Raw genomic sequence first — 18,744 nt, 5'->3', positions numbered from 1 at the left:
AGACTAGCAATTATTTCAGCAGCGTAAATGGGGTTTTTAGATATTTTATTTGGTGGTGGCAAGAAGAAGGTTTCGAAAGAAACTGTGGAGACGCGAGGTGACCACATGCCCGATTTAAATATTCCCGTTGATGAAAAATTTACTATTCATTTCAAGCAAAATGGCGGTAAGTTCATTTATTGCGATTCTGATGTAGAAGTATCAAGAGCGATTCAAAATATTGTTACAGAAAATAATTGGGAAAGTGAGCCTTTCTTTGTTCTCAATGAAAGGCTAGCCCAAAAATTTTCAAAAGAACCTATCACTTTTACCGATAAAGCTCGTGAAAGCGAAGTTTTTTTTACAACATGTGAACATTTAATCGCTCAAAATGGAAGTATTTTGGTTTGCTCTAATCAACTACACGAGAAAAAAGTAAACGAACTACCTAGTAATGTTGTGGTTTTTGCTACAACCAGCCAGCTGGTAGAGTCTATAGGTGAAGGTCTAAAGACCATTAAGAAAAAATACGGCCAAAAAATACCGGCCAACATAACTACATTAAAACATTTTAAAGCTACCGAAGAAAATTCAGATGATTTTTTAACGTATGGTAGTAGTACTAAAAATCTTTATCTTTTACTTCTGGAAGATTTATAGTATGAAAGAAATTTTAAGAAGGTCACTAACAGGGGCTGTCTACATTATATTATTATTGTCAGCAGTCTTTTTAAGTTCTGATGCCTTCGATTTTTTATTCATGACCTTTGGTTTAGCTTGTTTATATGAGTATAAAAAACTGGTACACTTAAAAGGCTATCACATATTTGCAGCATATTTAGCTTTATGGTGGGCTTTTATTTATTTGGTGAAAAACCAACAAGTCATCAATATACTAATGGTGATTACCATTGTTGTTGATATATACCTACTCATCAACCTTTTTACGAAAAAACCTGTAAAATTCAATACCTCGATGAAGTTTATAGTGGGTCTATTTTATATTGGCGGTGGTTGTATTTTTCTAACCATGATACCCTATAAAAATGACGCTTTTGCCAAATTATTGATCATGGGTATTTTTATACTAATATGGGTTAATGATTCATTTGCTTACTTGGTAGGTAAAAGCATAGGTAGAACTAAATTATTTCCTTCAGTTTCTCCAAAGAAAACCATTGAAGGTACCTTAGGAGGCTTTATATTTGCACTTATAGCGGCATATTTAATGGCTACCTTTGAAGCTTTGATTAGTCCAATTCAATGGATGATACTTGCAACTGTAATTGTTGTTGCCGGTAGCTTAGGCGATTTAATAGAATCGAAATTAAAAAGAGCAGCTGGTGTCAAAGATAGTGGCGCTATATTACCAGGCCATGGTGGCATGTTAGATCGTTTAGATAGTTTGGTTTTTGCTGCGCCATTTGCTTATTTAACTTTAAATATATTTAGTTATGTTTCATAAGGAGGGACAAAAAATAATATTGTTTTCTTTTTGTTTAGTAGGAATTAGCGTACTATTAGCTCATTTCTTCATTGATATATCTTGGTTAAAATTGACCATACAATTACTTGGTTTAATTGTATTGATAATCATACTTCAATTTTTTAGAAACCCTAAACGATTAGCAGCAAAAGACTTCAATGAAATTCTGTCTCCTGTTGATGGCAAGGTGGTTGTTATTGAAGAAGTTTTTGAAAAAGAATTCTTCAAAGAAAAGAGAAGACAAGTTTCTATTTTTATGTCCCCTGTCAATGTTCACGTAACAAGATACCCCGTAAGTGGTAGCATTACGTTTTCAAAATATCACCCAGGTAAATTTCTAGTAGCATGGCATCCAAAATCTAGTGAAGAAAACGAAAGAACTACGGTAGTAATAAAGACACCAAAATTTGGTGAAATATTATATAGACAAATAGCAGGCGCATTAGCAAGACGTATTGTTAATTATGCAGAAAAAGGGGAAAGTGTACAACAAGGAGATGACGCAGGGTTTATAAAATTTGGTTCTAGAGTTGATTTATTTTTACCTTTAGATTGTCAGATTAATGTAAAGCTAAACCAAAAGGTTAAAGGCGCACAGACTTGTATAGCTACTTATGTTGACCCAAACGAGAATGAAGAAATTACGTATTGAATTTGAGGAAACCGTTGCTTTGGTCAATAACTTTACCGAACCGATACCGGCTGACATACTTTTAAAGTTGTACGCTTATTACAAAATAGCCAATGCTAATTTTGACAACCCGGGTAGTAAAACCCCTTTAATCAATGCTTTTAAAGCAAATGCTTTATTTCAAGCCAAAAATATGACTAAGAAAAAGGCAATGAAAGCCTATATAGAATTAGTTGAAAAAGAATTGAAGTAAATAAGTATTTGATCCTAATTTTTACATTCTTAAAATAAAACCTTGACCGTGAATATTATCTATACTAATAGTCTTATCTTTTTCTAAATATTTGCGAAGACGGGTTATAAAAACATTCAAACTCTTTTTATTGAAGTAATCGTTAGCCCCCCATAGTGTAATTAAAATATCTTTATGGTTACATAACTCATTTTTTCTCATTACTAAATACTGTAGTAGCTTACTTTCTTTAGTTGTTAAATGAATAGCTTCTTCTCCATATAATAATTCTTGATTGATAGAATTAAAACTATACCGACCAATTTGAAAAATTTTATTTCCATTTTCTACTTTATCTGTACTATTTAATCTTGATAATAAATTTTCGATCCGAATAACTAGCTCCTCTTCATCAATTGGCTTTTTCAAATAATCTACAGCACCTAAGTAAAATCCCTTAAGTACATCAACTTTTAATGCACGCGCAGTTAGAAATAGAAAAGGTAAATTCGGAAATCTCTCTTTTATTTTCCCGGCAAGTGCAAACCCGTCCATATCTGGCATGGTAACGTCTAAAATTGCTAAATCATATATTGTTGTTTCTAAATCTTTTAAAGCGATTACCCCATTGGTAAACCAACTAATTTCAAAATTCTTCAAACCTAGGTATTCAGAAAGTAGATACCCTAAATCAGCACTATCTTCAACTAACAATATTTTGGGTTTTCGCTTATTCATTACTCAGAGGTATTGTAAGAGTTATTTTGGTTCCTTTACCTTTTTCACTTTCTATCACTACTTTTCCTTTATGCTTTTCAATAACTTTTTTAACATAGCTCAACCCAAGACCATAACCTTTAATAGGCTGCATGCCTTCTTCGGTAATTCTATAATATTTTAAGAATATTTTCTTTTTTTCTTCTTGCGAAATACCTTTTCCATTATCTGCGATTTCAATGACAAGTTGCTTATTCACCTTGTACGCATTTAGTTCAATCACTGGATTTTCAGAGTATTTCTTTGCATTATCCAATAGATTATTAATCGCATTTTCTAAATGAAAAACTTCAGTTTTTATTAAAAATTTTTCTTTTTCCACATGATATACAAACTGAACATTTTCAATAGTAATCAAAGTTGAAAACTCCTCACATAATTTCACTAAATATGGTCGAAAATCATTTTTCTCAAGCTCTAACACTTTATTGTTCGACTCTAGATTACCTAATTCTAATACTTTATCAATATGAACAGAAAGTCTTTTTACCTGCTGCCTTATTAACTCCAAAATCGGTCTCTGTTCTTGTGATGCCGATTCTTCAAGAATTTTAGTTGCCAACCCAATTGAAAACACCGGAGTTTTTAATTCATGTGTTAGATTGTTTATAAACTCATTGGTGGTAGTTATTACTTTACGTTGCCAATAATATGTTTTAAGAACCCAGATTACCGCAATACCTATACCTAAAATAAAGAGAATACTTGGTAAGGTAATTGCGTTTAATTTAAATAAAAAAAAATTGTTAAGGTTGTTGAACTGTAGTTCTAACAATACTTTTTCCTTAAGTAGTGTAGGTAAATAGCCAGTTAGTTCAATTGGGTAAAATTCAGCGTTAATATCATTTTTAAATTTTTTAGGTGATTGAAGGTAAAATGATGAATCTCTCGTGTATAGCGTATAACTAAAGTCGGTATCGATTCCATTTTCCACGAGTTTTTCTGTAATAAAATCTTTTAAATAATATCTTGAAGCATCTTGCACACTATCTACACTCATCGTAAAATACGCCGTATCTTTTCTTAATGCACTGCCTATTAAATAGGTTAACTGATTTTTTGACTGTAGCCCTAATGAAATATCGTTACTTACTTTTCCTAAATTAGAATTGAATTGAAATTTGGCTAAATTTAAACCAATCTTTAAATATTGGTATTGCACTACGGCCAACCCAATTAGACAAATAAAAAACAAGGCTATATAAATGTTTCTTTTCTTAAACATATTTCTCAAAGAAACTTAATTTAATCGGAATATTAATAAACTTAAACTTTTATTAAACCTATTAACTTTTCATTAATCATTGTTGTAAAACGGTTAATCTCAAAGTTGGTTTATTAAATTAATTTGGTCGCGAGTTAATTAAACAAACTTAAGTCTTTTAAGTTATTTCATAGAATTTCAAATAATGGTCTTCTTTATGCAAATAGAGATGGCCATTATTACCCTAACCAATTAATCATGACCAAAAAACTAGTATTCCTAACTCTTTTTATTTTTATTTCAGCTACAAAATTAAAAGCACAAGGGTGTGTAGCTATTCGTCATTTTTCATCTTGTGTAGGAAACAGCTTAGAGAACAACCTATTAAATAAAGGTGATATTCAACTAGGAATAAATTATCGTTTTTTTAAATCTTTTCGTCATTTTAGAGGTCTCGAAGAAGAGCCCGATCGCGTTACAAACAATACCGAAGTGGTCAATTTTTCACATAGCACCGATTTCTTTTTAACATATGGTATTAGTAAAAGGGTATATTCAAGTATTACATTACCAACCGTTTTCAATTCAAGATCTTCTCTATATGAGCATGGAAGAAATGAGAGAAATACAACTTTCTCTAGAGGTATCGGAGATATTCGATTCGGTATTGGAGCTTGGCTATTAAATTTTGAAGAAAATATAAACGGAAACATTTCAATAGGTCTTGGATTAAAATTACCTACGGGAAATTATAATGCATCAGACATATTTTATAACGTTGGACCTAATGCCGAACCACAAACCAGACCTGTAGACCAATCAATTCAACCTGGAGATGGTGGTATTGGCTTCACATTAGATTTTCAATCGTACAAAAAAATGGCTAATGGACTATTTGGATATGCCAGTGGCTTTTATCTTTTAAATCCGAGAGAGACTAATGGAATCAGGACTTTTAGAGAAACACTAAATCCAATACTTGAAAATGAATCTATAATGGCCGTACCTGACCAGTACTCTATAAGAGCTGGCTTTAGCTATACTATTTCCCCTTCCATATCAAGTTCTTTAGGCTCACGTTTTGATTGCGTGCCCGTAAAAGATTTAATTGGAGGGAATAACGGTTTTAGACGACCTGGCAATGTATTATCGATAGATCCGGGACTTTCATTAAACCAAAACAACTTTTCATTTAATTTGAATATTCCATTCGCTGTTAGAAGAGAACGCCCCCAAAGCATCACAGACATTCAAACTGAACAATTAACTGGATCGCCTAGGCATGGAGATGCCGCTTTCGCAGATTATGTAATCAATTTTGGAATTACCTACCGCATGAACAATTCTAAAGTAAAAATAGCCCCAGAGCTATTGGAAGAATTTAAATAATAATATCTTATATAATTGATGAAGCCATATTATGCAGTACAAAGAGAAATTACAAAGTAAAATCATCAGTATCGCACTTGGTACAGTTTATTTTATTTTTGGTGTTTTAAAATTTTTTCCAAATTATAGTCCTGCAGAAGATTTGGCTAAAAATACCATTCAAATACTAACATTACATGTTTTGCCACCTCATTTTGGTTTAATTTTCTTAGCAATTATTGAAACTTTTATCGGACTATCATTATTATTAAATGTGAAAAATAAATTTATAATATACACTGCTATAGTACATATATTGATGACATTTTCTCCTCTTTTACTAATGCAAGAAGAAGTATTCGGTGAAAATCAATTTAAAGTTACATTGTTAAGTCAATATATTTTTAAAAATATAATCATTTTAGGAGCCCTATACAATTTTAAAATAGAAGCCGACCTGATTCAAAATAAAGGAAATAACAAGAAAAGGGATTTTTTAAATTTACAAATCAGAAAAATGTAATTTTAAACAGCGTAAGCTCATTCAAATAATGAATCTAAGTCAGCATCGCAAAGTGAACAAAAAAGAGTATCTAATTTTGCACATACGTCATTAAAAAAACGCTCTCCTTTTTCTGATGTAGCAAACTCCGGATTACCAATACCTGTATCACTACTTACTTTAGACCACTGCCGTTCTGCCCACGCCCATCCTTCATTAAATGCATCGATCTTGAATGATTTTGCACTACCACTACCCCATTTGTCTTTTGTTAACACCAAATCTGGTCTTAAATAAAGCATTAAGCTTGTTTCCATCTCATCTGCATGATCGCCTTCTTCTTGAAAATATTTAGATTTATCTAACATTGGCGGAAAAAAGCAAAAGCTTATAAACATCTCAGGAAACATCAAGCCAAGCTCTCTTACAATAGGCTTAAAATTATTACCACCATGACCGTTAAATAGTAATAACTTCTTAATACCTTGTCTATTCAACACCGTCAACAGGTCTTTAAGAATAGCCAACTGTGTTGAAGGATTTAGATTCATATCTAAATAAATGTCGCTCTGACCTGTATTTACACCATAAGGTATTGTCGGCAGAACTATGACTTTTTTACCTTTCTTCCAACTAATGCCAGCTGCCGATTCAACCATACTTTGCGCTTGATAATTATCTGTACCATACGGTAAATGATAGTTGTGCGCCTCTGTAGCGCCCCAAGGCAAAACTGCCAATTCTATTTGTTCATCTTTTAAATGTTCCCAATTGGTTTCTGCAAGTACATATGGTCTAATCATAGTATTAAAGATACTATTTAAGCATAAAAAACCCTCGAATTAGATCAAGGGTTCATATTTTTTATTATAAAATGATATATGTAATCTTACTTACAAGACCTTCTTACCTGAAATGATATTGTAAAGAATAACAACAACTGCTATCACTAATAAAATGTGTACTAGACTACCTGTTGCAAGACCAGGAACAATACCTAACATTCCCAATAACCATATAATTATACAAATAACTGCTACTAACCATAATAGACTTCTCATAATGTGTTTTTTTAGATTGTTTATATGACAAAACTAAAGAGATTAGCACTGTCTGCTTGACTCAAATAAATTGATTTCTAGCTCAAAATCTGAAGTAAACTAAAAACACACGTTATTATAAGTGCTTAAAATCAGTCATTTAAACTAACTTTTCTTTAAAAAATTCAATAGTTCTGGACCATGCCAATTCTGCGGCAGGTTCGTCATACCTTGGTGTAGATGTATTATGAAAACCATGATTTACCTCTGGATAGAAATAGGCGACATTTTCTTTACCAAGTTCATTCAACGCCTTTTCATACGCTGGCCATCCGGCGTTTACCCGTTCATCTAAACCCGCATACTGCAACATCAAAGGTGCATTTATATTTTCTATGCCTTCCGTTGGTTGACCACCATAAAATGGAACAGCAGCTGCCAAATCTGGTATTTTTACTGCCATCATATTAGAAATCCATCCGCCGAAACAAAAACCTACAACTCCTATTTTGCCATTACAGCTTTCGTGATTTTTTAAATATTCAAATGCCGCTATAAAATCTTCTAACATTTCATCTCTATCTCGCGTTCTTTGCATCGCTCTACCTTCATCATCATTGCCGGGATAACCACCTAGCGGACTCAATGCATCTGGAGCGATGGTCATAAAACCAGACAAAGCTGCTCTTCTCGCCGTATCTTCTACATACGGGTTCAAGCCTCTATTTTCATGAACCACCACAATACCGGGTAATCTACCCTCTGCCGATTTTGGCTTGGATAATAACGCCTTTATTTCTCCACCACCTTTAGAGGAATTATATGTAATAAAACCCGAATCTAAATCTGGATTGTCTTTCGCCACCAAAAAAGTATTTTCATAATCTGGCATTAAAAAACTCATTAATGATGGCACTGTGAGTCCGCCAACGGCATATACCGATAGTTTCTGAACAAAGTCTCGGCGTTCTAATTTATTATGGGCATATGCGTCATACAGGTCGAATACCTCTTGTTTAATATCTTCTTTCTTTAATAATTTCATTTTTCTAGCTTTTTGTTCACTTAAAAATACGAAAACAACATGATTACCTAAATACTTTTAACAATAGAAAAAGCCTCATTCCCAATTAAATAGGAATGAGGCTTAATTAATTTATCAACTAAAATGCTAGCCTAAACTCGCTAAACTTTTTTCTAATGTTTCAATTTTAGCTTCAGCATCTGCCAATTTTTGACGCTCTATTGCGATTACTTTTTCGGGTGCATTATTAACAAATCGTTCATTAGAAAGTTTCTTTTGAACAGAAATCAAGAACCCTTTTGTGTACTTCAGCTCTTCGTTAATCTTTACGATTTCAGCTTCTACATCAATAGCTCCTTCCATTGGCACAAAATATTCGTTACTTTTTACACGGAACGTCAATGCGCCCTCTAGCTGCTCGCCTAAATAACTGATTTTAGAAACATTGGTGAGTTTAGAAATAACAACATCCCAACGGTTGCTTGCTTTTTCAGAATTAAGAACCGATAATTCCAAAGATTCTTTCATTGGAATATTCTTGTTTTTTCTGATGGTTCTTACTCCTGCAATTACCTCTGCAGCAAAATCGAATTGCGCTATAAGCTCTTCATCAATTTTACCAACTGTTGGCCATTTCGATATTACCAATGCCTCACTCTCATCTCTCTTTGCAATATGCTGCCAAACTTCTTCAGTCAAAAATGGCATAAAAGGGTGCAATAACTTCAAATTTTGTTCAAACAGCTGAATTACTTTATCGAACGTTGTTCTATCTATAGGTTGTTGGTATGCAGGCTTAATTATCTCTAATAACGAAGAACTATAATCGTCCCAAACCAATTTATAGATAGACATTAAAGCATCTGATATACGGAATTTACTAAAATGATCTTCGATTTCTAATAAGGTCTTATTTAGCTTTGACTCGTACCACTCTAAACCAAGCTTTGAAGCTTCTGGTTGTGGAATATCGGCTATTTCCCAACCTTGTACTAATCTGAATCCGTTCCAGATTTTATTGGCAAAGTTTTTTCCTTGCTGACATAAATCTTCATCGAACATTAAATCGTTACCTGCCGCCGAACTTAATAATAGCCCAACACGTACTCCGTCAGCTCCATAATCCTCTATCAGCTTTAATGCATCGGGTGAATTACCTAATGATTTAGACATTTTTCTACGTTGCTTATCTCTAACCAACCCTGTGAAATAAACATTTTCAAAAGGTTTCTCGCCTCTGAACTCATATCCGGCAACAATCATTCTAGCTACCCAGAAAAATAAAATATCCGGACCAGTTACTAAATCATTTGTTGGGTAATAGTAGTTTATCTCTTCATTATCTGGCTCCATAATACCGCCAAATACACTCATTGGCCATAACCATGATGAAAACCAAGTATCTAAAACATCGGCATCTTGTCGTAAGTCACTTTCTTGTAATTTAGCATTTCCAGATTTTTCTTTAGCTAGTTGTAATGCATCTTCCAAACTGGCCGCAACAACGAAATCTTCTTGACCGTCACCGAAATAAAATGCTGGTATTTGCTGACCCCACCATAATTGTCTAGAAATATTCCAATCACGAACATTCTCCATCCAATGACGGTAAGTATTTTCAAATTTCTTCGGATGCAGCTTTACATCGCCACTCTCCATAACCGCTTCTAAAGCTGGTTTTGCCAAATCTTCCATTTTCAAGAACCACTGATCAGACAATTTAGGTTCAATAACAGCCTTGGTTCTTTCTGAAGTACCTACTTTGTTAATATGAGTCTCTGTCTTAACCAGAACACCTAAATCTTCTAATTCTTTAGAAATTTCTTTTCTAACAACGAAACGATCTTTACCCTCATAATGCAATCCGAAACTATTTAAAGTCGCATTGTCATTAAAAATATCGATAGTTTCTAAATGGTGTTTTTCTCCAAGTGCTTTATCATTAATATCATGTGCAGGTGTTACCTTTAAACATCCTGTACCGAATTCAACATCTACGTACTCATCTTCGATAATAGGAATAACCCTATTACAAATTGGAACTATTACCTTTTTCCCTTTTAGATATGTAAATCGCTCATCGTTCGGGTTAATACATATTGCAGTATCACCTAATATTGTTTCTGGTCTGGTAGTTGCAATCGTTACTTTTTCATCAGACCCCTCGATAGCGTATGACAAATAATATAACAACCCTTGCTTTTCTTCATAGATAACTTCTTCATCTGACAAGGTGGTTTGAGCTTCTGGATCCCAATTAACCATTCTATACCCACGGTATATCAAGCCTTTATTGTAAAGGTCTATAAACACCTTTATAACACTGTCGTAGCGCTCTTGATCCATAGTGAATGCGGTACGGTCCCAATCACAAGAACAACCCAATTTTTTCAATTGCTCAAGAATGATTCCGCCATATTCATTTGTCCAATCCCAAGCATGTTTTAAAAACTCATCTCTTGTAAGATCGTTTTTATTGATGCCTTGTTCTTTTAATTTAGCTACAACTTTCGCTTCTGTAGCAATTGAGGCATGGTCGGTACCAGGTACCCAACATGCATTTTTACCTAAAAGACGTGCACGTCTGATCAATACATCTTGTATGGTATTGTTCAGCATGTGGCCCATATGTAATATACCCGTTACGTTTGGCGGTGGTATTACAATACTATAAGGTTCTCTATCATCTGGTACAGAATGAAAGTAACCGTTTTTCATCCAGTAATCATACCAATGAGATTCTGTGGACTGCGGATTATATTTTGAAGGAATTTCCATTTTTTGGAACAGTTTTTGAATAATAATAAAATGGGTTATTAAAAATAAAGCCGAATTGACATTCTAACGGTCATTTCAGCTGAATTTTACCCAAAGATAAATACGAAACAAAAATAAGTAACGTTAGAGTATAACAAAAGGATTTTGAGGTTGATCTGAAAAGATTTAATTTTGACATCCACCCAAAATTAGAAATGATGAAAAAAATAGTACTTGTATTATTTGTAGGCTTACTAGGATTTAGTTTAACCGCACAAGATGCTGCTGCCAAAATAGAGTTTAAATCTGAAACCGTGGATTACGGCGAAATCGCTAAAGGGTCAGACGGAGTAAGAGTTTTTGAATTTACAAACACAGGAACCGCACCACTTATAGTTAGTAAAGTTAGTTCTAGCTGTGGTTGTACAATCCCTAAAAAACCAGAAGACCCAATTTTACCAGGTAAAACAGGTGAGATTCAAGTGAAATATGATACCAATAGAGTTGGTCCGATCCGTAAAGCAATTACGGTTATTTCTAACGCTGACACTCCTACAAAAGTTTTAAAAATCAAAGGAGAAGTAAAAGCTACTACCGGTACCAAATAAAAGAATTTTTTAGAAAACTAAAAGCCCAACTTCTCAGTTGGGCTTTTTTTATGCTTTATTGTTCGTCAAACAAGGGTTTCAACTCAAAACTGAAAAGTAGGTCATTGTCATAGCGTTCCACTAAAACCTTTATCCTTTTATCTTTCTTTACGTTGAGCATATGCATAATCTCCTGTAATTTATATCGATGTATTCGCTTTCCATTTACTGCCAGAATAACATCCCCCTCTCGTAATCCTGCCGAATGTGCTGGACTACCTTGTCGTATTCCCGATACAACAATCTCTGGTACCAAACTCAACCTTGTAGCACCTTGAAGTATAATCTGAACATCACCATAGGTCTTAGCATCATTATTTACGACACCATTCGAATCGGTAATTCGTTCTGAAACATAACGCATACCTGCATGTTGTAAATCAATTCCGCTAATATTATATTGAAACATTTTGCTGAAATTGGCATTCTTGGCCATTATTAATTTTTCATTCTTATAATCGAACACAACATTAAAACGCCTTATCACCTCGCCACCTAAGCTTCCATTTCTTCCACCAAAATCTGAAATAGTTGTAAAAGTCTCCATATCTGGAAAAGCCGCTTTTGCATCACTCAATACAAAATCTGAAATTTTTAAATGACTAATTTTTGTTCGCTTCCCAAAAATATCACCAGCAAGACCTTTGCCTAAAAAATCTTGATAATGCTTTTCGGGCAATTGAATTCTTTCATCTTCAAAAAGCCAAACGGCATCGCTACTACCTGTGTCCAACAATAATTTTACAGGTACTTCTTCTGTTTTATTAATCATCACAAAAGCATCTAAATATGCCTTCTTTCTGATGACCGACAAATCTACAACCCTATTATTCTTAGACTTTTTATATTTATACAGCTCTGGGTCATGAAATTTAATGGTTTGTTTTATGTAATTTATATCGACAACAAAATCTCGAAATAAATCATAACCTATAATACCATGCACAGGTATACCCAAACTAGGCGAGAAATTGATACCGGCATCCATTACAACATAAATGTTTTGAGAAATATTCTTAACATTACCTAATTGAACAAAATTTCCGGTTGATTTTAATGCGTTGATTGGGTCGCCATCCCCTAACCCATTAATTGTAATTTCAGTAACATTATTTAACTGAATAGAATCTTGATCAGCCAAATTGAATAATATTGGCGTACCAACGCCAGAATCTAATACAAAAGACAACTCCGTTCCATTAACATCAATAGGTATTACCATGAGATTATTAATCAACTCAAACTTGACTTTGTGATATTTCTTTCCGGCAGGTAATTGATATGTCTGCGCTATTCCTGAAAATGAAAAACAACAGAATAGAAGAATTAAGATAACGATGTATTTTCGTAACATAATCTGTATGAATTAGTTAACTCTTTTTAAGATACATAATAATTTGTTATCACCTTCAATTTTAACATTATATGCAAAACCAAATTAAAGCCTAATTACTTTGTAAGAACCATAATCATTTACCACTTTTGTGTAAAATTCAATTTATATGCCATCTGTTTCAAACAAGGGGCTTACCATGCCTCAATCACCCATAAGAAAGTTAGTTCCGTTTGCTGAAAGCGCAAAAAAGAGAGGAGTTAATGTAATTCATTTGAACATTGGGCAACCAGATATAAAGACACCACAACAAGCTTTAGATGCTGTAAAGAACAATAACATTAATGTATTGGAATACAGCCGTACCGAAGGCTCAGAGGAGTTTAGAACAAAAATTGCGAAATATTATCTTAAAAATGATATACCCGTAAGTGCTACCGATATTATTGTTACTACCGGTGGATCTGAAGCTTTGTCTTTTGCGATGAACACTATTGCAGATACAGATGATGAAATTATAATACCTGAACCTTTTTACGCGAACTATAATGGGTTTGCCACTGCCTGTGGTGTAACGGTTGTTCCTGTAGTTTCAAAGATCGAAGATAATTTTGCTCTTCCTCCAATAGAAGATTTTGAAAAATTAATTACGCCTAGAACAAAAGCTATATTAATATGTAACCCTGGTAACCCAACAGGATATTTATATAGTAAGGAAGAAATTCAAAAATTAGCGGCATTAGTTAAAAAGCACAATATTTTTCTTGTTGCCGACGAAGTATATAGAGAATTCACATATGACGATAAGTCGCATACTTCAATATTAAAGGAAGCGGGACTAGAAGATCATGCCATAGTTATCGATTCGGTTTCTAAACGATATAGCATGTGCGGCGCACGAATTGGCTACTTGGTATCTAAGAATAAAGAATTTATTGCAACAGCAATGAAATTTGCACAAGCCAGACTATCGCCACCTACATATGCCCAAATAGCAAGTGAGGCAGCTTTAGATACTCCTGATAGTTATTTTGCCGAGGTAAAAACAGAATATGTTGCCAGAAGAAATATTCTTATCGCTGAGTTAGAGAAAATTGAAGGTATTAAAATAGCAAGACCCCAAGGTGCTTTCTATTGTATAGCCGAATTACCTATTGAAGATGCAGATCATTTTGCGCAATGGTTATTAGAAGATTTTAATATAGATAATGAAACTGTTATGGTAGCACCTGCAGCAGGATTTTATGCCACTGAAGGCTTAGGTAAAAATCAGATTAGAATTGCCTATGTTCTTGATAAGAATAGTTTAAAAAAAGCTGTACAAATATTAAAAGAAGCGCTTAAAAGTTACAAGGGCTAATGATTGTACACGAACACTTTTCTCTAAAAAACTACAATACTTTCGGTATTGATGCTTCTGCAAGATTCTTTGTTGAAGTGAGCTCTGTTGAAGAATTACAAGATGTATTAGGCAACCAAGATTATGATAGAAAAATTATTATTGGAGGCGGTAGTAATATGTTGCTTTCAGATCGTATTGAGGCATTGTTCATTCATGTAAATTTAAAGGGAAAGAAAATTATATCAGAATCTGTAGATACTGTCCAAGTAAAGGTAATGGCAGGTGAGAATTGGCATGAAATAGTAATGTGGACTCTTGATAATAATTTTGGCGGATTAGAGAATATGTCTTTAATACCTGGTAACACCGGTACTGCACCCATACAAAATATTGGCGCATATGGTGCCGAATTGAAAGATTGCTTCGTTAGTTGTGAAGCCATAAGAATTGAAGACCAGCAATTGGTCTCGTTAACTAAAGAAGAATGTAAATTCGGTTACAGAGATTCGTTTTTTAAAAATGAAGGAAAAGATCAATTCGTTATAACATCGGTCACTTTCTCATTTACCAAAAAAGATCACAAAATAAATTCTGGTTATGGTGCAATCGAGCAACAATTAGAAAAAGAGTCGATCGTAAACCCGACAATTAAAGATATTTCCAATGCGGTAATTGCTATACGACAAAGCAAATTGCCAGACCCAAAAGTATTAGGTAACAGTGGTAGCTTTTTTAAAAATCCAATAGTCGAAAAAAAAATATTTGAAGACTTTGCTTTAAAAAATCCTGATGCTCCTTTTTATAAGGTAACTGAAGATTTATATAAAATTCCTGCAGGTTGGCTGATCGAGCAATGCGGTTTTAAAGGAAAACGCTTTGGTGATGCCGGTGTTCATAAGAATCAAGCTTTAGTTCTTGTTAACTATGACAAAGCAACCGGAAAAGAGATTCTAGATTTAGCGGCAACAATTATTGATGCCGTGAAACTAAAATTCAATATTGAAATAAGTCCCGAGGTTAATTTAATAAAATAACCCCTGTAAAATTACAGGGGTTATTACCAAACCAAACCAACCAAAACAAAGTGGGCAGTTACCAGCCGACCACTTATTCGATATATATTTTTAGAAAACGCATCTTTAACAATCAATTTTATAATTTAGCGTTTAATCATATACGGTTCAATCTTTGTATTTGGATGTCCATTATAAAAAAATATGTACATCTTTTAAATTATGAGCACTTTATTAGAAAATCATATTGTTGAATTATTACAGGAAAGAAACGAAAAAGCGATTTCTCTCTTGTACGATAATTATGCCGACACCTTATTAGGTGTGGCGAACAAAGTCGTTCGTGATCCCGATTTGGCTCAAGATGTTGTTCAAGAATCTTTTGTGAAGATTTGGAAAAAAGCAGATTCATACGATCCTAAAAAAGCGAAACTTTTTACTTGGCTCTTTAGAATTACACGAAATACAGCTATTGACAAATTAAGAAGTGTCAACACAAAATCTGATAAAGAAATCCAAATAGACGTTTCTGACGTATATACTTTAGGCGTAGAAAGTACAAGACCTGAGTTAATGGATGTAAGAGAACATCTAGACAAAATTGAAGATAAATATCAAATTGTTTTAGAGGCTCTATTCTTTCAAGGTATGACCCAACAGGAAGCAAGTGACGAGTTGGATATTCCTTTAGGTACTATTAAATCTAGACTTAAAATTGGATTACGCGAATTAGGCAAAATCTATGGTCCAGCTGTAGTTGCCATGTTATTAAATTTCGTATTATGAAAGACAAGATAAAAATTTTCCTTGATTCTGATTTATTAGAAAAGTATCTACTGGGAACAACTACTGAGTTAGAAAGTCTTCAGGTAGAACGCTATATTGCTATGTACCCAGAGGTTAGAGAAACATATAGTGAATTACAGAATAATCTTGAAATTTTTGCCAAGCTTCATGCTATTGAAGCTCCACAAGGTCTAAAGGATAAAATTAACTCTAGAATAAAAGCAGAACGTAAGGGTAGAAAAAGATTCTATAGTTACGCAATCGCCGCGAGTATTACAGCTATAATGTTTATCGGTATCTCTACCTTTTTCTGGAATCAAAACCAGAGTCTGCAAGAAGAAAACAGTGTTGTTAGCAATAAGATAAAATTGCTTGAAGAGAACATGAAAGAGCAGTTAGAAGATGTACGTAACCAGTTTATCGTTTTAAACAATCCTCAAACCAAAAAATATAACGTTAAGGGAAATCAGAAAGCGAAAGACTTAAAAGCTGTTGCCTATATAAACCCGGTTAAGAAGTTATCTTATATCAACGTTAGCAAATTACCCCATATCCCAGAAAGTCAGTGTTTTCAAATGTGGGCAGAGGTTAATGGTAAAATGATTAATCTAGGTATTATAGAAGAAGCTGGTGACAAACAAAAGTTATTGGCATTACCATATGCAGAAAATGCAGTTGGTTATATTACAATTGAGCAAAAAGGTGGTAATCATGCGCCTAGTGTAGAAAATATAGTGGCGAATATAGCCTACTAGACCTTACACACATAAAGTATTCTTAAAGCCCCATTTTTGGGGCTTTATTTTTTATCTTTGTTTAAAATTTAGCACATGAAACTAGTATTACTAACCATTGGGTTGTTAGCATTGGCTTTTGCAGGTATTGCAATTAAAATATGGTCTAAAAAAGACGGAGAGTTTGCAGGAACTTGCGCGAGTCAAAGTCCTTTTTTGAATCAAGAAGGACAAGCTTGTGGTATGTGTGGCAAATTGCCAAGTGAACAAGATTGTAAAAAGGACATGATTACCGAATAATCTAAATTCCTTATCTTAACATTACGCATACCAAAATCATTTTTTGAATAACACAGACACTTTAGAAGAAACAATACGCAAAGCGAAAGAAGGCAAGCAAATTGCCTTTAGCCGCCTGTTAGATATGTTTTGGAACGATGTTTACGGCTTTCAACTAAAGCGAACCGAAAATGAGAATGATTCTGAAGACATTACTATTCAGACTTTTTCTAAAGCTTTCGATAAAATAAAGACCTATAACGAGTCGTACGTATTTAAAACTTGGTTAATTGCCATTTCTAAAAACATTCATATCGATTTAGTCAGAAAGCGAAAAAAGAGCTTATTAGATTCTAGAAGTAATTCTGAAGTAATAACAAGTGCCTTAGATGCCTCACCTTCTATGGAAGACCAATTAATTCAAGAACAAAACTTAGCCGATTTACTTAGAGATATTAAAAAACTGAAACCTCATTACCAAGCTGTTATTAATCTTAGGTATTTTAATGAGTTAAGTTATGCTGATATTGCCACTCATTTGAACGAACCTATAAATAGTGTCAAAGTAAAACTTCTAAGGGCTAAAAAATTACTTTCAGAAATTATTAAAGACAGAAAGTAAACTTCAATTCAACAAGAAATTTCTCATAATTTAGAACTCATTTGTGTAGCACGTAATTCTGCTTTATCCTCACTTTTTTAGTTCGTATATTTGTATAAAATTTAAAGCATGTCTACAGTTTTAAAAGAAAATGTTGCCCCACCAAAAGGTAAACCGAAATGGCTAAGAGTAAAATTACCTACCGGTAAGAAATATACGCAGCTTAGAGGTTTGGTTGATAAGTATGACCTACATACTATTTGCACAAGTGGTAGCTGCCCTAACATGGGTGAATGCTGGGGAGAAGGCACCGCAACTTTTATGATACTTGGTAATGTTTGTACCAGATCATGCGGATTCTGTGGTGTTAAAACCGGTAGACCTGAAAATGTAGATTGGGCAGAACCTGAGAAGGTTGCGAGATCTATAAAAATTATGGGTATTAAGCACGCCGTTGTTACATCTGTTGATAGAGATGACCTTAAAGACATGGGTTCAATCATATGGGCAGAAACGGTAAAGGCGATACGCAGAATGAACCCTACTACAACTTTAGAAACTTTAATTCCTGATTTTCAAGGTATAGAAAAGCATTTAGATAGAATTGTAGCCGTTTCTCCTGAAGTGGTTTCTCATAACATGGAAACCGTTAAAAGACTTACTAGAGAGGTACGTATACAAGCAAAGTATGAACGTAGTCTTGAAGCGCTTAATTACTTAAAAAAACAAGGTATCAATAGAACTAAATCTGGTATTATGCTAGGTCTTGGTGAACACGAAGATGAAGTTATTACCACATTAGCAGATTTGCGAAATGCAGATGTCGATGTTGTTACTATTGGTCAGTACTTACAACCATCTAAAAAACATCTACCTGTTAAGGAATTTATTACTCCAGAGCAGTTTAAGAAATATGAAGACATAGGTCTTGAAATGGGGTTTAGACATGTTGAAAGTGGCGCTTTAGTTAGATCTTCTTACAAAGCACACAAGCATATTCTATAATTCT

The 18,744-nt window shown here is 33.7% G+C and carries 21 protein-coding genes; 14 read left to right on the top strand and 7 right to left on the bottom strand.

The features are described from left to right. Nucleotides 1-27 precede the first annotated feature (27 nt). Genes DFQ03_RS17675 through DFQ03_RS17660 form a run of 4 tightly spaced genes read left to right on the top strand, consistent with a single transcriptional unit; the run spans nt 28 to nt 2,349 of the window. A complete protein-coding gene (locus DFQ03_RS17675; RefSeq protein WP_133674566.1) occupies nt 28-639 on the top strand; it encodes an LUD domain-containing protein in 612 nt (203 codons plus the stop codon). 1 nt (nt 640) lies between these two features. Beyond that, nucleotides 641-1,444 (top strand): phosphatidate cytidylyltransferase, encoded by an 804-nt coding sequence (locus DFQ03_RS17670; protein ID WP_133674565.1) that lies wholly within the window; start codon nt 641-643, stop codon nt 1,442-1,444. Further along, nucleotides 1,434-2,117 carry a phosphatidylserine decarboxylase family protein gene (locus DFQ03_RS17665; RefSeq protein ID WP_133674564.1) on the top strand — a complete coding sequence of 228 codons (684 nt, stop codon included), beginning with the start codon at nt 1,434-1,436 and terminating at the stop codon, nt 2,115-2,117. Before DFQ03_RS17670 ends, DFQ03_RS17665 begins: the two co-directional genes overlap by 11 nt. Then, nucleotides 2,098-2,349, top strand: a complete 252-nt coding sequence (locus tag DFQ03_RS17660; protein WP_133674563.1) for an acyl-CoA-binding protein — start codon at nt 2,098-2,100, stop codon at nt 2,347-2,349. The genes DFQ03_RS17665 and DFQ03_RS17660 overlap by 20 nt, the downstream gene beginning before the upstream one ends. Before the next feature lie 21 nt (nt 2,350-2,370). Here DFQ03_RS17660 and DFQ03_RS17655 read toward each other — a convergent pair whose 3' ends face one another. Beyond that, a complete protein-coding gene (locus DFQ03_RS17655; protein ID WP_133674562.1) occupies nt 2,371-3,066 on the bottom strand; it encodes a response regulator transcription factor in 696 nt (231 codons plus the stop codon). Then, complete coding sequence (locus tag DFQ03_RS17650) at nt 3,059-4,330, bottom strand: sensor histidine kinase (RefSeq protein WP_133674561.1); 1,272 nt, start codon at nt 4,328-4,330, stop codon at nt 3,059-3,061. The genes DFQ03_RS17655 and DFQ03_RS17650 overlap by 8 nt, the downstream gene beginning before the upstream one ends. Before the next feature lie 237 nt (nt 4,331-4,567). Here DFQ03_RS17650 and DFQ03_RS17645 point away from each other — a divergent pair, with 237 nt between their 5' ends. Together DFQ03_RS17645 and DFQ03_RS17640 are read left to right on the top strand one after the other, a co-directional pair. Further along, nucleotides 4,568-5,698 carry a transporter gene (locus DFQ03_RS17645; RefSeq protein WP_133674560.1) on the top strand — a complete coding sequence of 377 codons (1,131 nt, stop codon included), beginning with the start codon at nt 4,568-4,570 and terminating at the stop codon, nt 5,696-5,698. 31 nt (nt 5,699-5,729) lie between these two features. Beyond that, the gene (locus DFQ03_RS17640) at nt 5,730-6,200 is read left to right on the top strand and encodes a doxx family protein (protein WP_133674559.1); all 471 of its coding nucleotides are present in this window, start codon (nt 5,730-5,732) and stop codon (nt 6,198-6,200) included. A gap of 17 nt (nt 6,201-6,217) precedes the next feature. Here the strand turns inward: DFQ03_RS17640 and DFQ03_RS17635 are convergent, their stop codons facing one another. The 4 genes from DFQ03_RS17635 to DFQ03_RS17620 form a co-directional block, all read right to left on the bottom strand. Beyond that, entirely contained in the window at nt 6,218-6,982 is a 765-nt protein-coding gene (locus DFQ03_RS17635; RefSeq protein ID WP_208295937.1) for a creatininase family protein, read from the bottom strand. Nucleotides 6,983-7,072: 90 nt separating this feature from the next. Next, complete coding sequence (locus DFQ03_RS17630) at nt 7,073-7,240, bottom strand: lmo0937 family membrane protein (protein ID WP_133674558.1); 168 nt, start codon at nt 7,238-7,240, stop codon at nt 7,073-7,075. Nucleotides 7,241-7,379: 139 nt separating this feature from the next. Further along, nucleotides 7,380-8,264: a dienelactone hydrolase family protein gene (locus DFQ03_RS17625; protein ID WP_133674557.1), complete on the bottom strand. Its 885-nt coding sequence runs from the start codon at nt 8,262-8,264 to the stop codon at nt 7,380-7,382. Nucleotides 8,265-8,390: 126 nt separating this feature from the next. Continuing rightward, nucleotides 8,391-11,021, bottom strand: coding sequence for a valine--tRNA ligase (locus tag DFQ03_RS17620; protein WP_133674556.1), 2,631 nt, complete (start codon nt 11,019-11,021; stop codon nt 8,391-8,393). Nucleotides 11,022-11,215: 194 nt separating this feature from the next. Here DFQ03_RS17620 and DFQ03_RS17615 point away from each other — a divergent pair, with 194 nt between their 5' ends. After that, on the top strand, nt 11,216-11,608 hold the full coding sequence (locus tag DFQ03_RS17615; protein ID WP_133674555.1) for a DUF1573 domain-containing protein: 393 nt from the start codon (nt 11,216-11,218) through the stop codon (nt 11,606-11,608). A gap of 55 nt (nt 11,609-11,663) precedes the next feature. Here DFQ03_RS17615 and DFQ03_RS17610 read toward each other — a convergent pair whose 3' ends face one another. Further along, complete coding sequence (locus DFQ03_RS17610; RefSeq protein ID WP_133674554.1) at nt 11,664-13,001, bottom strand: aspartyl protease family protein; 1,338 nt, start codon at nt 12,999-13,001, stop codon at nt 11,664-11,666. A gap of 148 nt (nt 13,002-13,149) precedes the next feature. Here DFQ03_RS17610 and DFQ03_RS17605 point away from each other — a divergent pair, with 148 nt between their 5' ends. The 7 genes from DFQ03_RS17605 (at nt 13,150) to lipA (ending at nt 18,740) form a co-directional block, all read left to right on the top strand. Continuing rightward, nucleotides 13,150-14,340 (top strand): pyridoxal phosphate-dependent aminotransferase, encoded by a 1,191-nt coding sequence (locus tag DFQ03_RS17605; RefSeq protein ID WP_133674553.1) that lies wholly within the window; start codon nt 13,150-13,152, stop codon nt 14,338-14,340. Then, entirely contained in the window at nt 14,340-15,356 is a 1,017-nt protein-coding gene (gene murB / locus DFQ03_RS17600) for a UDP-N-acetylmuramate dehydrogenase (protein ID WP_133674552.1), read from the top strand. Before DFQ03_RS17605 ends, murB begins: the two co-directional genes overlap by 1 nt. Nucleotides 15,357-15,557: 201 nt before the next feature. Then, nucleotides 15,558-16,121 (top strand): RNA polymerase sigma factor, encoded by a 564-nt coding sequence (locus DFQ03_RS17595; RefSeq protein WP_036156031.1) that lies wholly within the window; start codon nt 15,558-15,560, stop codon nt 16,119-16,121. Continuing rightward, nucleotides 16,118-16,876 carry an anti-sigma factor domain-containing protein gene (locus tag DFQ03_RS17590; RefSeq protein ID WP_133674551.1) on the top strand — a complete coding sequence of 253 codons (759 nt, stop codon included), beginning with the start codon at nt 16,118-16,120 and terminating at the stop codon, nt 16,874-16,876. The genes DFQ03_RS17595 and DFQ03_RS17590 overlap by 4 nt, the downstream gene beginning before the upstream one ends. 75 nt (nt 16,877-16,951) lie before the next feature. Continuing rightward, nucleotides 16,952-17,155 (top strand): membrane or secreted protein, encoded by a 204-nt coding sequence (locus DFQ03_RS17585; RefSeq protein ID WP_133674550.1) that lies wholly within the window; start codon nt 16,952-16,954, stop codon nt 17,153-17,155. A 43-nt stretch (nt 17,156-17,198) separates the two neighbouring features. Next, nucleotides 17,199-17,756: an RNA polymerase sigma factor gene (locus DFQ03_RS17580; RefSeq protein ID WP_133674549.1), complete on the top strand. Its 558-nt coding sequence runs from the start codon at nt 17,199-17,201 to the stop codon at nt 17,754-17,756. Between the two features lie 108 nt (nt 17,757-17,864). Beyond that, on the top strand, nt 17,865-18,740 hold the full coding sequence (gene lipA / locus DFQ03_RS17575) for a lipoyl synthase (protein ID WP_133674548.1): 876 nt from the start codon (nt 17,865-17,867) through the stop codon (nt 18,738-18,740). Nucleotides 18,741-18,744 lie beyond the last annotated feature (4 nt).

Origin of the sequence: Maribacter caenipelagi (genome assembly GCF_004364175.1) — a bacterium.
Classification (GTDB): domain Bacteria; phylum Bacteroidota; class Bacteroidia; order Flavobacteriales; family Flavobacteriaceae; genus Maribacter; species Maribacter caenipelagi.
Note: the sequence above shows the minus strand (reverse complement) of the source record. Positions and strands in the feature narration are given on the sequence as shown.